The following is a 13,863-nucleotide window of genomic DNA, read 5'->3' on the forward strand; positions in this document are numbered from 1 at the left end:
GATTTCCGGGTGTGCCGGCCCGCGACCGTGGTCAGCCCATGGTTGTGGCGGTGGAACCAACCTCGACGTGGAGGCCGGCCTGGAGCGTCTGGAGCACCACGCAGTATTGCTCGGTGGTGTCGATGAGCGCCTTGAGCTCCGCGGCGTTCGCGGAGGTGGCCAGGTCGAAGTGCAGGCGGATGTTCCGGAAACCCACGGGAGCCTCGGGGTCCAGGCCCAGGGTGCCGCGCACGTCCAGGTCGCCCTCCGCCCGCACCGTGCCGGACACCGCGATCGACCGGTTGGTGGCCACGGCCGCCAGCGTGACCCCGGCGCAGGCCACCAGGGCCTGCAGCAGCAGGTCGCCCGAGCATGCCAGCGATCCGTCGCCGCCGGTGGCCGGGTGCAGGCCCGCCTCCACCATGGCCCTGCCCGTCTGCACGGAGCAGGACAGGCCCTCTTCGCCCAGGGTGCCGCTGGCCTTCAGCAGGATGGTCCCCGCCTCCGGCCGTTCGCGATAGAGCTGTTTCAGCGGTTGCTGCACGCTGCGCAATGTCTCCCGGTCCATGTCCCCGTTCCCGTCTCTTGGGTTCCGTGCGGGGACAGGCCCCGTGCCACGATTATGCGCCGGGGCGCGCCGGACGCCCAGAGGCGGGGTTGGACGCGGGTCCGGGGGCCGGGCTAGAACTCCTCGCCGTCGGCGATGACGGCGGCTGCCGGCCCCACGATGTGCGGGTCCGGGAGCCCGACCAGCTCGTGGTCCTTGCCCTCGTAGTCGAAGAGGCTCAGCACGTGGCGCATGGCCCCGAGCCGGGCGCGCTTCTTGTCGTTGGACTTCACCACGGTCCACGGGGCCCAGTCGGTGTCGGTGCTGCGGAAGGTTTCCTCCTTGGCCGCCGTGTAGGCGTCCCACTTGTCCAGCGAGGCCAGGTCGGTGGGGGAGAGCTTCCACTGCCGCACCGGGTCGATCTGGCGGATCGTGAAGCGGGTGAGCTGCTCGCGGCGGGAGACGGAGAACCAGAACTTCACCAGGGTGATCCCGTCGTCGACCAGCTGCTGTTCGAAGGCCGGGGCCTGGTGCATGAAGCGGTCGAACTGCTCCTTGGTGCAGAAGCGCATGACGCGTTCGACGCCGGAGCGGTTGTACCAGGAGCGGTCGAAGAGGACGATTTCCCCGGCCGCCGGCAGGTGGGCGATGTAGCGCTGGAAGTACCACTGGGTGGTTTCGCTTTCGCTGGGCTTGCCCAGTGCGACGGTGCGCGCCCCGCGGGGGTTCAGGTGCTCGGTGAATCGCTTGATGGTCCCGCCCTTGCCGGCGGCGTCGCGGCCCTCGAAGAGCACCACGAGCCGGCGGCCGGTTGCCTTGATCCAGACCTGCAGCTTCAGCAGCTCGATCTGCAGCAGCCGCTTTTCCAGGTCGTATTGCACCCGGTCCATGCGCGCGGGATACGGGTAGTCCTCCCGCCAGGTGTCCACGGGTTCCCCGGAGGCGGTGAGCAGCACCGGGTCGTCATCGTCGTCGTCGCGGACGGAGTAGCCGTGGGCGGCCAAATCAAGCAGTTGCATGGTGTGAAGCTACAGCGGCCCGGTTAACGGAAAGTGAACGGAAGGTGCCCGTCCGGGGTCTGACGTGGCCCGAAAGGTTCCTGGCCGGTGTTTTCAGCCGTCGTTTCAGCCGTCGTGCGGGACGCGCTCCGGATATGGCGGCAGGGCCTTTTCAATCAGCCAGGGCGCCAAGAACTCCCCGGCGGGGCGGCCGAGGGGCAGCCTCGCATCGATGTGGTCGCGGAATCCGGCGTAGGTGACGGTCCCGTGGCGCCGTGCCGCGCTCCAGGAGCGCAGCATCGCGAAGAAGGACCGGTCCCCGGCTGCCAGGCGCAGCGCGTGCAGCGCCAGGGCGCCGCGCTTGTAGACCCGGTCGTCGAACATGTCCGCGGCACCGGGATTCCCGATCGCGAGGTCCTGGGGCAGCGCGGCCAGGCCCGACCACGCGTCCCGGGCGCGTGCATCGGCGCCCAGCGAACCGGAGGCCTCGGACCAGATCCATTCGGCGTAGCAGGCGAAGCCCTCGTGCAGCCAGATATCCTCCCACGCGCCGACGGTCAGCGAGTTGCCGAACCACTGGTGCGAGAGCTCGTGGGCGATCAGCCGCTGCTGTTCCCAGCCCGGCGCCAGGTGGTTCTTGCCCAGGATGGAGATGCCGTGCGCCTCCAGCGGGATTTCCAGGTCGTCCTCGGTGACGACGACGGTGTACTCGGCGAACGGGTAGGGGCCGAAGGCCTCGGCGAAGGTCTCGATCATCCGCGGCTGGTCGGCCAGTGCGGCCCCCGCGGCCTGCAGCTGCCCGGTGCTCGCGGCGACCCACTGGGGGACGGCGTGCGGGGAATCGGCGTGCCGCCCGCCCGCAGGGACCCCGCCGGCGTCTGTGCCGGCAGTGGTGCCGGACAGGGCGCGGAGCTCGTAGCGGCCGATCTGCAGGGTGGCCAGGTAGCTGGCCATGGGCTCGTCGACCTCGTAGGTCCACGTCTCGCGGGTGGCGCGCCGGTGGCGGTCGACCAGCCGGCCGTTGGCGACCGGGCGGTAGCCGGCGTCGGTGGCGATCGCGATGCGGTAGGTCGCCTTCTGGCTGGGGTGGTCGTTACAGGGGAACCAGGTGGCGGCCCCGTTGGGCTGGCCCGCCACGAGCACCCCGTCGATCAGTTCCTCCCAGCCGACCTCTCCCCAGGTCCCCTGGCGCACGCCCGGATTCCCGCTGTAGCGGATCTCCACCGTGAACCGCTCCCCGGCGGGCATGCGGGTGGACAGGTGGAGTTCCAGCTTGCCGGCCTTCTGCGTGAACCTGGCAACCTTGGCGCCGTTGACGTGGCAGCGGGAGGCACGCAGCCCGGAGAGGTCCAGGCTGATGCGGTGCAGCTCGGTGGCGGCCACGGCGGTGATCGCCGCGCGCCCGTCGAGGCGGTTGCCGCCGAGCTTGCAGTCGAGGTCCAGGTCGTAGTGCACGACCCGGTAGTCGGCGCTGCCGGACCGGGGCACGTAGGGGTCCGGCAGGAAGGAGGCCTGCGTGCCGGGGTGGTGTTGTGGCGATTGGCTCATGAAAGCGGACGGCTCCAGGGTTGGACGGGGTTGCCCATCCAGTAGCTCGACGGGGGGACGGAGTCTCCGCGCATGACCAGCGAACCCGGGCCCACGGTGGCGCCTTCCGCCAGGGAGGCGGCGGGCAGGATGACCCCGTGCGGGCCCATGGTGGATCCCGCGGAGAGTTCCACCGTATCAATAGCCATGACCCGGTCGTGGAAGAGGTGGGTCTGGACGACGGTGCCGCGGTTGACGGTCGCGGAGTCCCCGAGGGTGACCAGGTCGGCCTCCGGCAGCCAGTAGCTTTCGCACCACACGCCGTGGCCGATCTTGGCGCCCAGCGCGCGCAGCCACCAGACCAGTGCGGGGGACCCGGCCGCCGAGTGGGCGAACCACGGGGCGCAGACCATCTCGATGAACGTGTCGACGACCTCGTTGCGCCAGATGAAGGAGCTCCACAGGGCGTGTTCGCCCGGCCGGATGGGGCCGACCAGCAGCCACTTGGCGGCCACCGCGGAGGCTGCGGCGACGGCCCCGGCGGCCAGCATCACGGCGCCGCTCAGCAGCGCCGCCACGAGGTAGCCGTAGCCGGCGGCCAAGACGTCCAGCAGCACCAGCACCAGCGTGGCGACCGCGACGGTGACCACGACCGGAACGAACCGGCACAGCTCCCACAGGGCGCGGGCAACCTTCAGGCGCAGCGGCGGGTCGTAGGTCACCGAGTCGTCGGCGGCCACGGCCGTGCGGCGCAGGCGCACCGGGGGGCTGCCCAGCCAGGACGTCCCGGCCTTCGCCTTGGCGGGGGTGGCGGAGAGCACCGCGACCAGGCCGTTGCGCGGCACGCGGCGCCCGGCCCCGGCGATGCCGGAGTTGCCCAGGAAGGCGCGCTTGCCGATCTTGGCCCGGCCCACCTTCATCCAGCCGCCGCCGAGTTCGTAGGTGGCGACCATGGTGTCGTCGGCCAGGAACGCCCCTGAGGCGATGGTCGTCATCTTGGGGATCAGCAGCACGGTGGAGGCCTCGACGTTGCGTCCGACCTTGGCGCCGAGCAGGCGTAGCCACGCGGGGGTGAAGAGCGAAGCGTAGAGGGGGAAGAGCAGGTCTCGGGCCATGTCCAGCAGGCGCTCGGTGGCCCAGACCTGCCAGCCGATCCTGCTGTCGACCCGGTGCCAGCCCTCGCGCAGGCCGATGCCCAGCAGCCGGGTTGCGGCGAGGATCAGCAGCATGTTGAGCCCGAACCAGACCAGCGCGGCAACGGGAACAACCACGCCGAGCCTGCCCAGGGATTCGTGCAGGGATTCCTGGCCGCGCAACAGCAACGCCGCCACGTACAGGGCGCCCGCGATCGAGAGCAGGGGGAGGGCGCCGAGCGCCGCGGAGGCGACGGCAAACAGTGCGCCGCGTCCCCGGCCAACAACGACGGGTCCCTCGGGCCACTCCGGCTTGGCCTTGCCGGTGCGGGTGGCCGGGGAACCCGAGTAGGCGGAGAACGCCCTGGTGCTGCCGGCCAGGGCGGAGCCCGGTGCCAGCACCACGCCGTCGGCGACCACGGAGCCGGGCATCAGGGTGCTGCGCGCCCCGACGCTTGCCTCGGCGCCGACCTCGATGGCACCGACATGGACCCGGTCCCCGTCGATCCAGTATCCGGTGAGGTCGACCTCGGGTTCGATGTTGGCCCCGCGGCCGACGGTCAGCAGCCCGGTGACCGGCGGGATCGAGTGCAGCTGCACATCGCTGCCCACCCTTGCGCCCAGGGCGCGGGCGTACCACTGGATCCAGTGGGCGCTGGCCAGCGAGACGGGGTCGGCCAGGTCGGCGACCTGCTGGGCCATCCACAGCCGCAGGTGCACCCTGCCCGAACGCGGGTAGGTCCCGGGCTCCAGGTTGCGCAGCAGCGTCCGGGCCGCGACGACGGAAATCAGCATGCGTCCGGGTGAGGACACGAAGAGCAGCCAGAGCGCGGCCACCGCCCACCAGGAGAGCCGCGGCGCGTCGGTGAACACGCCCAGGGCGCCGAGCACGTTGTTGCCGGCCGCCAGGTACACGAGCCAGCGCATGCCCACCAGGATGAACGTGGGGATGCCCATCAGCGTCTGGAAGACCTGGGCCTTGCGGGTGGTGCGCTCCACGGTGCGTTTCTCGACCGGCTCGTCGGACCCGGCGCCGAGGGCCTCGATCAGGGAACCGATGCGCGGGTGGGAGTAGATGTCGGCGACGGCGACCGTGCGGTGGCGCGCGCGCAGGGCGGAAACCAGCTGCGCGGCGGAGAGCGAGCCGCCGCCGGAGGCGAAGAAGTCGGCGTCCAGGGACCCGACCTCGGTTCCCAGCACGCCGGTCCACTGGTCGATGACCCACCGGGCGTCCTCGCCGAGATCCGGCAGGACCCCGCCGGTGTCGGTGGCGCCGGCCAGCGGCCAGGGCAGGGCATGGCGGTCGACCTTGCCGCTGGTCTTGGTGGGCAGCGTGTCCACCACGGCCAGCAGCGGGATCAGCGGGGCCGGAAGCATGCCGGCCAGCCGCTCGCGGGCCGCGGAAGTGTCGTATGCGGGGTCGGCGGCCAGGTAGCCGACGAGGATCTGGTTTCCGGCGGCGGTGGTCTTCACGGCCGCCGCGGCGCCGGAGACCCCGGGCAGGGACTGCAGCGCGGCATCGATCTCGCCCAGCTCGATGCGTCGTCCGCCGAGCTTGACCTGCTCATCCAGCCGGCCCAGGAAGACCAGCCCTTCCGGGTCCGCCTGGACCAGGTCCCCGGAGCGGTAGGCGCGCTCCCAGCCCAGGGTCTCGAAGGGCGCGTACTTTTCGGCGTCCTTGTCCGGGTCCAGGTAGCGCCCGAGCCCGACGCCGCCGATGATCAGTTCCCCGCTTTGCCCCGGGGCCACCGGCTCGCCCTCGGCATCGACGACGGCCAGGTCCCATCCGTCGAGCGGCAAGCCGATGCGCACCGGGTCGGTGCCGTCCATCTGGGAGGCGCAGGCCACGACCGTTGCCTCGGTGGGGCCGTAGGTGTTCCAGACCTCGCGGCCCGGGACCGCGAGCCGGGCGGCCAGCTCGGGAGGGCAGGCCTCGCCGCCGAAGATCAGCAGGCGCACGTTTTCCAGGGCCTCGGCGGGCCAGAGGGCGGCGAGCGTGGGGACGGTGGAGACCACGGTGACGCCGCGGGTCACCAGCCAGGGTCCCAGGTCCATGCCCGAGCGGACCAGCGCGCGCGGGGCGGGCACCAGGCACGCGGCGTGGCCCCAAGCCAGCCACATCTCCTCGCAGGAGGCGTCGAAGGCGACCGAGAGGCCGGCCAGCACGCGGTCCCCGGGACCCAGCGGTTCGCTTGCCAGGAAGATCCGCGCCTCCGCGTCGACGAACGCGGCGGCCGAGCGCTGGGTGATGGCAACGCCCTTGGGGGTGCCCGTGGAACCCGAGGTGAAGATGATCCATGCGTCGTCGCCAAGCGCGGCTTCGCGGGCCGGTGCCGGGTTCGGCTCGTTGCGCAGGAAGGTGATTTTCCCCTTTTCGCCGATCACCGCTGCGACCTTGGCCTCGGAGAAGACCAGCCGGGCGCGTTCCTCGGGGTCGTCGGCATCGACGGGCACGTAGGCGGCACCGATCTTCAGGGTCGCCAGGATGCCGATGTACAGCTCTCGGGTGCCCGAGGGGATGCGGATGCCGATCCGGTCCCCGGCACCCAGGCCGGCGGCGCGCAGGCGCCCGGCTGTCTCGCCGATCGCTAGAAGCAGTTCCGCGTAGGTCAGCGAGCGCTCGCCGTCATCCAGGGCGGGGGCGTCTGGGTTGGCCGCCGCACTTGCCTCGAGGATGTCCGTGAGGGTGCGTGGCTCCGGAGCCCAGTCGCTGCCAGGGTATTGCGGCAGGAAGCCGGGGGTGGTGGCTTCCTGGTGGGAAATGCTCGGGATCGATTCCACTGTGGCTTTCTTGAAGTGGTGCTCGGCCTTCCCCTTCGGGGCGGCCCGGGACGTTGGCGCCCGACGCCGGGCAGATGGCACACCGCCAGGGTGTCCGCCACCGCTCGGCCGGCACGTACGGGTTCACCGTAGCCATGGAAGGTTAACGGAAGGTGTCCAAGCGGTGATGACCACACGTTTTTCGAACATCATGCGTCACAATCGCGGCCATGTCCATGCCGTGTCCGCCGTGCGCGCGAGATACCCTTGGCACTGAAGCTGCCGGGCGTTCGCGGCCGGTGGGGTGGGGCCGATGATCGGACGGGGCGCGGAAACCGGTACGATTCCGGAAGGAGGCGGGCACATGGCCCGTAGGCAAGGAAAGACGCCAGGCACGGATGTGCCGGAGGGCGGTCCCTGGTGGGCCGTTGCGCCGTTGGCCGATGCCTCCCGCCACCCGGACATCCGGTTGGCTCCCCCAGAGATCGAGCGCGCCGGAGGGTATCTCCCCGGGCGTCCGCGCGAGGACTTTGTGGCGGGACGGATCCTGGTCAGGGCGTTGGCGGCGGAACTGTTGGGCCGTGCCATGCCCCCGGCCCGCGGGTTCCGTCCGGACGAGCTCGAACTGACCCAGTGCTGCCCGAAGTGTGCCTCGTCCCGGCACGGGATCCCGCGGCTCCGGGCCCCGAGGAACGGGCAGTCCTTCTCCCTGTCCTATGCGCGCACCGCAGGCTGGCTGCTGCTGGGACTGGCCCCCGCGAATTGGCGGATCGGCGTGGATCTGGCCGACCTGAACGATCCGGCGTTCGCGCCTGGGGATGGCGACAGCGAGTTCGAGGACTTTGTCTTCGCGCCGGGGGAACTCGCGGAGTTGGATGCCCTGCCGGCGGACCGGCGGCAGCACCGCAGGGCCCAGTGGTGGGCCCTGAAGGAGGCGGTGGCGAAGGCCGCCGGCGAGGGGATTGCCGGCGCCGGGGGGATACCCGTGGTCGCTGGCCCCAAGCGGCACCTGTTGTTGCGCAGCCCCGGTACCCGTGCCATGGACCTGGGGCCGGGAACCCCAGACACGCTGGGCAACGTGCTTCCGGGCAACCTGGTGGGAAGCGTCGTCTGGGCGCCGAACTGACGACCCGATTAAAAGCGTGGTGGCGCCGGCCTGGCCGGCCGGCACCACCTTGCTCATTCCATTCAACGTCGATAAAGCGCCGGATCAGCCCTTGACCGAGCCGCTCATCAGGCCGCCGACGAAGTACTTTCCGAGCAGGATGTAGACGATCAGCGTCGGCACGGACGCGATCAGGGCCCCGGCCATCGACGCCGCGTAGTCGGTGAGCTGGCCGCCGGCCAGGAAGCTCAGCGCGATGGTCACCGGACCGTTGCGCCCCGAGGAGAAGAACGCCGCGAACAGGTAGTCGTTCCAGGCCGAGGTGAACTGCCAGATCAGCACCACCACGAAGCCCGGGGCGGAGACCGGCAGGATGACCGAGGCGTAGGTGCGCAGGATGCCCGCGCCGTCCATGCGGGCCGCCTCGATCAGCTCGCTGGGCACCGACTCGTAGTAGTTCCGGAAGATCAGCGTGCAGATCGGCAGGCCGTAGACGATGTGCAGCAGCATCAGCGAGGGGATGCCCTGCGGGACGCCGATGTTGCTCATCAACTGGGTCAGCGGGATCATCACGGCCTGGTAGGGGATGAACATGCCGAAGAGGATCAGCGTGAACACGACGTTCGCGCCGGGGAAGCGCCACTTGGAAAGCACGTAGCCGTTGATGGAACCCAGCGTCGCGGAAATGACGGCGGCCGGGATCACCAGCAGGAAGGTGCGCCCGAGCGCCGGGGCCAGCGTGGTCCAGGCCTTGGCCCAGCCCGCGGTTTCCCAGCTTTGCGGCAGCAGCCAGGCACGCGACGGGTCCGCGTCGGAGGTTCCCTTGAAGCTGGTGATGAACAGGACGTAGGCCGGGATCAGGATGACGATCACGAAGAACAGCAGCAGGGCGTACTTCAGGGTCCGGTTGATCCGGCGCCTGCCCTTGTTCGGGGCGCCCGCGGGTGCCTTGTCGGTACCGTCCGGGATGGCGCGGTCAAGGATCGAGGTGGCCATTAGCGCTTCTCCGCTCGCGAGGTGTACATGAGGTAGGGGACCACCACGAGGGCGACCAGCACCAGCAGGATCATGCCGATCGCCGCGGCGTCCGCGTAGTCGCTGCCGATGTACTTGACCCACATCATGGTCGCCGGGACCTGCACGTCGTACGTGTTGGCATCCGGGACGATCGCGCGGATCAGGTCGAAGAGCTTCAGGGACATGTGGCCGATGATGATGACGGCCGAAAGCATGACCGGGTTCAGCTGCGGGAAGATCACGTGGCGGTACAGCTTCCATTCGCTGCAGCCGTCGATGCGTGCGGCCTCGCGCAGCTCCTCGGGGATACCGCGGAAGCCGGCAAGGAACAGTGCCATGACGTAGCCGGAAAGCTGCCAGATGGCCGGGACCGCGATCGCGGCGATGCCCCAGGTGGGGTTGGACCACCAGTCGTTTTGCATGAAGCCGAGCCCCACCGAGTCCAGCAGTCGGTTCAGGCCGGTGGTGCGCTCGCCGCCGGGCTGGTCGGTCTGCAGGCTGGAAAGCAGCCAGCGCCAGACGACGCCGGAGGCGATGAAGGAAACGGACATAGGGAAGAGGTACACGGCGCGGAAGAATCCCTCGCCCTTGGCCGGCTTGTCCAGGAGCCAGGCCCAGAGGAAGCCGAAGATCAGGGTGCCGGAGAGGAAGACGACGGTGAGGATCAGCAGGTTGGACAGCGAGTGCTGGAAGTTCGGGTCGGCAAGCAGGTTCGCGTAGTTGTCGAACCCGACGTACTTGTTGCTGGGCTTGGCCGTGTGCTGGTTGGTCAGGCTGACGCGGAAGTTCTCGAAGATGAGCCAGTAGACGAATACGCCCACCAGGATGATGGTCGGGGCCAGAAGCAGCAGCCCCGGACCCCAGTGCTTTACACGCCTAAACATGGTTTCCTCCCGGAAGAAGTTGGCGCCAAAAACATTTGGGGGCGGATGCGTACCGTGCCGGCTACGACCGCCCCCAAATGCCTGATGGGTGGATTACTGGGCGAACTTGGCTGCGGTTGCCGCAGCCGATTCCTGCAGGGTCGCCACGTTGCCGTCGCCACCGAACTTGCTAACCGCGGTGCTCAACTCGTTGAGCCAGGCCACCGGAACCGCTGCGCCGTGGGCGAGCGAGGAAACGATCTTGTCCTGGGAGAAGTCCTTGATGGCGCTCTTCTGGTACTCGGAGAAGTCGTCGGTCTTGGCGGTGATGTTGGCCGGGATCGAGCCCTTGGCCTTGTTGAAGGCGCTCTGGCCCTCAGGCGAGCCAACGGTGGTCAGCCATGCCTTGGCGCCGTCCGGGTTCGGGGCACCGACCGGCAGGGTGAAGGAGTCGGCGAGGAAGTCGAAGACTCCCTGGGTGCCCGGAGTCGGGAAGTAGGTGTAGTCGACGCCGGTCTTGTCGCCGTCCTGAGCGAACTTGGCCTCGGCCCAGTCGCCCATGACGTTGTAGGCAGCCGCGCCGTCCTGGACCAGCTGCGTGGCAGGTGCCCAGTCGCTGAGCGAGTCGCGGTCGGTGTTGGTGTAGCCCAGGGCCTTCTTGTAAGCCTCGATGGCCTTGGTGACGTCCGCGCCCTTCCAGTCGGTCTTGCCGTCCCAGAGGCCGTTGTAGCCGTCGACGCCAAGGCTGGAGAGCAGGATGTTCTCGAAGAGCTGGACCTGGGTCCAGGAACCCGCAACCGCCAACGGGGTCTTGCCCGTCGCCTTGATCTTGTCCATGTCGGCGAACCACGCATCGAGGTTCTCGGCAGGCTTCGCCGGATCGAGGCCGGCCTTCTTCAAGACGTCCACGTTGGCCCAAACGACGTTTGCGCGGTGGATGTTCGAGGGAACCGAGTAGATCTTGCCGTCGACGGTGAGGCGATCCACGAGGTCCTTGGGGAACTGGTCGGTGAGCTTGTTGTCGGCGTAGAAGCCGCTCAGGTCCTCGAGCTGGTTCGCGTCGATGTAGTCCTGCAGCTCGGCTCCGGCGTGGGCCTGGAACGAATCTGGCGGGTTGCCGGCCTTGAGCTGGGCGGCAAGCACGCTTTTGGCCTGGGAGCCGGCGCCGCCGGCGACGGCGAGGTTGTCGAAGGTCAGTTTCGGGTAGTCCTTGTTGAAGATGCCGACGAGTGCATCGAGGCCGACCTTCTCCGAACCGTCGGCCCACCAGGTGAACACGCCGACCTTGCCTGTGGCTTCACTCGGCGGAGCGGCCGATCCGGCTGGCTTGTCCGCGGCACCGCCACAGCCGGCCAGGGTCAAGCCCAGTGTTGCGGCCGCTGCAACCAGCGTAAGACGACGACGCATATCTACCTCCACAAGTGTTTGAAAATGTGTGATTCTGTCGAGTTGTGTGTTTGCAACCCCGTCAATAGTTACTCGCGTCACATATTGCCGTCAACTACTTAACGCAAATTGTTATCAATTGTCGTGGTGCCTAGTCAGGCTACGGAAGCGCCGCGCTCTGCCGCAGCACCAGGGCGGCCGCGCCCAGGGCCTCGGCTCGGTCGCCCAGCAGGGACATGCACAGCGTGGTGTTGTCCCCGATGACGGGAATGGCGTGTCGCTGGAGGCCCCGGCGGATCGGGGCGAGCAGTATTTCGCCCAGCGGGGCCAGTGGCCCGCCGAGGACAAAGACCTCCGGGTTGATCAGGTTCGCGACGTTTGCCAGGGCATGGCCCACCGCCATTCCGAGATCGTCGATGACCCGCAGGGTCGCTGAGTCTCCGACCTTGGCCCGTTCGATGATGCTCTCGATGCTCAATGGTGCGCTTTCGGTGCGGCTAAGCAGCTCGACCATGATGCCCGTGGAGGCCACGGTCTCCAGGCAGCCGCGATTGCCGCAACGACAGATCAGGCCCTGGTCGAAGATCGTTGAATGCCCGATTTCTCCGGTGATGCCGAGGTTTCCGTAGTACGGCGACCCGTTGAGGATCAGTCCGGTTCCGATTCCGCTGCCGATCTTCAGGAAGCACAGGTTGGCGCATTCCTGGTGTTCGCCCCAGGTGATTTGGGCCAATGCTCCCAGGTTGGAGTCGTTGTCGATGAATACCGGCAGGTCAAGTGCCTGGCGAAGACGTGCGTCGATGTCGAGGTCCACCCACTCGGGCAGGATCGCGCCGCGGATCACCATGTTGGTGCGGTGGTCGATGGGTCCGGGGATGCCGATGCCGGCGCCGATGAGTTGGCTGTGGCTGGTGCCAGTGCGCTCGCAAAGGGTTTCGAGCATACGTGCGGCGACGTCGATGCTGGCTGCCGCGAGGTGGCCTACTTCCAGTGCGGCGTATTCCTCGCCGAGCAGCCGAAACCCTGCCTGGGCCAGGGCGACCCTGACATGGCTGCGGCCGAAATCGATGCCGACGGCCACGTCGGCCTCGTCGAGGACCGTGACGCCCAGTGCGCGGCGTCCCGAACTGGTGGTCGGCGACGTGGATACGCGCCCGGCCGACACCAGCGACTTGACGATGTTGGAGATCGTAGCGGTCGAGAGGCCCGTGGAGCGTGCCAATGCCGCCTGAGTGAGCGTTCCGTGGGTTCGCAGCGTAGCGAGGACACGTTGTTCGTTGAACCCGCGAAGGGCTGACTGTGACCCTGGGTTCTGGTTTCCGGCCCTGGCGTGTAGATCTGCGGTCATGCTTAGAAGGGTGTGCGATAAGGCACCTTGGCGTCAAGAACTTAACGCAAATTCGTTATATGGAAGATTTTCTTGAACAAATAAAGGGCACTTGGACGTGGGATTTTGTTTGGGGTGCCCACGCGCGGTGGGCCGGAACGCAACGCAGCGACGGGTCCGCGATCCAAGGATCGCGGACCCGTCGCCGTTGGAGGTCGCCCCTCTGCGGCCGGGGTCAGGGAACCAGGATCACCTTTCCGGTGGTTGCCCGGGATTCCAGTGCCGTGTGGGCCGCGCCGGCCTCGGCGAGCGGGAAGCTAGCGCCGATCCGGACCTTGAGCTTGCCCTGCGAAACCAGGTCGAAAAGCTCGCCCGAACGCCAGCGCCGTTCCTCCGGATCGAGCAGGAAGTCGGCAAGCTTCGGCCGGGTGACGGTCAACGACCCGTGTGCGTTCAGTTGCTGCAGGTCGAAGGGCGGCACCTGGCCCGATGCCCCGCCGAAGAGCACAAGCGTGCCGCGGGTCTTCAGTGATTTGAGTGAATCATCGAAGGTGTCCTTGCCGATGCCGTCGTATACGACCTCGACGCCGCGCCCCTGCGTGATTTCACGGACGCGTTCGGGAACCTCGTCGTAGGCCAGGACATGGTCGGCCCCGGCTTCCCGCGCCAGCGCGGCCTTTTCCTCGGTCGAGGTGGTGGTGATGACGGTTGCGCCGCGAAGCTTGAGCAGCTGGATCAGCAGCAGGCCCACGCCGCCGGCCCCCGCGTAGGTCAGCACGGTGTCGCCGGGCTTGACGTTGTAGCTGTTGTTGATCAGGTAGTGAGCGGTCATTCCCTGCAGCGGAAGTGCGCCCGCTTCCTCGAGGGAGACGCCGTCCGCGACCGGCAGCGCCTTGTCCGCATCGAGGACCGTGTAATCGGCATAGGTCGCCGATCCCTCAGCCGTCGCCACCCGGTCGCCGGTGGCGAAGCCGCTGACGCCGGCGCCGACGGCCTCGACGGTGCCCGAGCATTCCGAGCCCGGGGTGAACGGGTACCTGACCCGGTAGACGCCCGAACGCTGGTAGGTCTCGATGAAGTTCACTCCGGCGGCCGCAACCTTGACGAGCAGCTGGCCGGGTCCCGGGACGGGCGGCTCGGTCGAAACATACTCAAAAACTTCGGGTCCGCCGGCCTCGGGGGCGATAATTGCATGTGGACTCATGGGCGAACTCCTTAGGT

The 13,863-nt window shown here is 68.4% G+C and carries 10 protein-coding genes; 1 reads left to right on the forward strand and 9 read right to left on the reverse strand.

Annotation, left to right across the window (positions count from 1 at the left end):
• Positions 1–31: 31 nt before the first annotated feature.
• From ACFY5D_RS19125 to ACFY5D_RS19140, 4 genes are all read right to left on the reverse strand, one after another.
• Positions 32–547 carry an OsmC family protein gene (locus ACFY5D_RS19125; RefSeq protein WP_387533604.1) on the reverse strand — a complete coding sequence of 172 codons (516 nt, stop codon included), beginning with the start codon at positions 545–547 and terminating at the stop codon, positions 32–34.
• A 113-nt stretch (positions 548–660) separates the two neighbouring features.
• Positions 661–1,545: a polyphosphate kinase 2 gene (ppk2, locus tag ACFY5D_RS19130; RefSeq protein WP_387533606.1), complete on the reverse strand. Its 885-nt coding sequence runs from the start codon at positions 1,543–1,545 to the stop codon at positions 661–663.
• A 105-nt stretch (positions 1,546–1,650) separates the two neighbouring features.
• Positions 1,651–3,072, reverse strand: a complete 1,422-nt coding sequence (locus tag ACFY5D_RS19135) for a M1 family metallopeptidase (RefSeq protein WP_387533608.1) — start codon at positions 3,070–3,072, stop codon at positions 1,651–1,653.
• Positions 3,069–6,965: a Pls/PosA family non-ribosomal peptide synthetase gene (locus tag ACFY5D_RS19140; protein WP_387533610.1), complete on the reverse strand. Its 3,897-nt coding sequence runs from the start codon at positions 6,963–6,965 to the stop codon at positions 3,069–3,071. Before ACFY5D_RS19140 ends, ACFY5D_RS19135 begins: the two co-directional genes overlap by 4 nt.
• Positions 6,966–7,308: 343 nt before the next feature.
• Between ACFY5D_RS19140 and ACFY5D_RS19145 the strand changes: the two genes are divergently transcribed.
• Positions 7,309–8,070 carry a 4'-phosphopantetheinyl transferase family protein gene (locus ACFY5D_RS19145; protein WP_387533612.1) on the forward strand — a complete coding sequence of 254 codons (762 nt, stop codon included), beginning with the start codon at positions 7,309–7,311 and terminating at the stop codon, positions 8,068–8,070.
• A gap of 84 nt (positions 8,071–8,154) precedes the next feature.
• Here the strand turns inward: ACFY5D_RS19145 and ACFY5D_RS19150 are convergent, their stop codons facing one another.
• The 5 genes from ACFY5D_RS19150 to ACFY5D_RS19170 all read right to left on the reverse strand — a co-directional run bounded on the left by ACFY5D_RS19150 (position 8,155) and on the right by ACFY5D_RS19170 (position 13,846).
• Positions 8,155–9,045: a carbohydrate ABC transporter permease gene (locus ACFY5D_RS19150; RefSeq protein ID WP_387533613.1), complete on the reverse strand. Its 891-nt coding sequence runs from the start codon at positions 9,043–9,045 to the stop codon at positions 8,155–8,157.
• Positions 9,045–9,950: a carbohydrate ABC transporter permease gene (locus ACFY5D_RS19155; protein WP_387533615.1), complete on the reverse strand. Its 906-nt coding sequence runs from the start codon at positions 9,948–9,950 to the stop codon at positions 9,045–9,047. Before ACFY5D_RS19155 ends, ACFY5D_RS19150 begins: the two co-directional genes overlap by 1 nt.
• Before the next feature lie 93 nt (positions 9,951–10,043).
• Positions 10,044–11,336, reverse strand: coding sequence for an ABC transporter substrate-binding protein (locus tag ACFY5D_RS19160; protein ID WP_387533617.1), 1,293 nt, complete (start codon positions 11,334–11,336; stop codon positions 10,044–10,046).
• Between the two features lie 139 nt (positions 11,337–11,475).
• Positions 11,476–12,663, reverse strand: coding sequence for an ROK family protein (locus ACFY5D_RS19165; RefSeq protein WP_387533619.1), 1,188 nt, complete (start codon positions 12,661–12,663; stop codon positions 11,476–11,478).
• A gap of 214 nt (positions 12,664–12,877) precedes the next feature.
• The gene (locus ACFY5D_RS19170) at positions 12,878–13,846 is read right to left on the reverse strand and encodes a quinone oxidoreductase family protein (RefSeq protein WP_387533621.1); all 969 of its coding nucleotides are present in this window, start codon (positions 13,844–13,846) and stop codon (positions 12,878–12,880) included.
• Between the last annotated feature and the right edge of the window lie 17 nt (positions 13,847–13,863).

The organism is Paeniglutamicibacter sp. NPDC012692, assembly GCF_042901625.1.
Lineage (GTDB): Bacteria > Actinomycetota > Actinomycetes > Actinomycetales > Micrococcaceae > Paeniglutamicibacter.

Coding starts and splice junctions, on each gene's coding strand:
- ACFY5D_RS19125 (WP_387533604.1), bottom strand. CDS start 547: ATGGACCGGGAGACATTGCGCAGCGTGCAGCAACCGCTGAAACAGCTC.
- ppk2 (WP_387533606.1), bottom strand. CDS start 1,545: ATGCAACTGCTTGATTTGGCCGCCCACGGCTACTCCGTCCGCGACGAC.
- ACFY5D_RS19135 (WP_387533608.1), bottom strand. CDS start 3,072: ATGAGCCAATCGCCACAACACCACCCCGGCACGCAGGCCTCCTTCCTG.
- ACFY5D_RS19145 (WP_387533612.1), top strand. CDS start 7,309: ATGGCCCGTAGGCAAGGAAAGACGCCAGGCACGGATGTGCCGGAGGGC.
- ACFY5D_RS19150 (WP_387533613.1), bottom strand. CDS start 9,045: ATGGCCACCTCGATCCTTGACCGCGCCATCCCGGACGGTACCGACAAG.
- ACFY5D_RS19155 (WP_387533615.1), bottom strand. CDS start 9,950: ATGTTTAGGCGTGTAAAGCACTGGGGTCCGGGGCTGCTGCTTCTGGCC.
- ACFY5D_RS19160 (WP_387533617.1), bottom strand. CDS start 11,336: ATGCGTCGTCGTCTTACGCTGGTTGCAGCGGCCGCAACACTGGGCTTG.
- ACFY5D_RS19165 (WP_387533619.1), bottom strand. CDS start 12,663: ATGACCGCAGATCTACACGCCAGGGCCGGAAACCAGAACCCAGGGTCA.
- ACFY5D_RS19170 (WP_387533621.1), bottom strand. CDS start 13,846: ATGAGTCCACATGCAATTATCGCCCCCGAGGCCGGCGGACCCGAAGTT.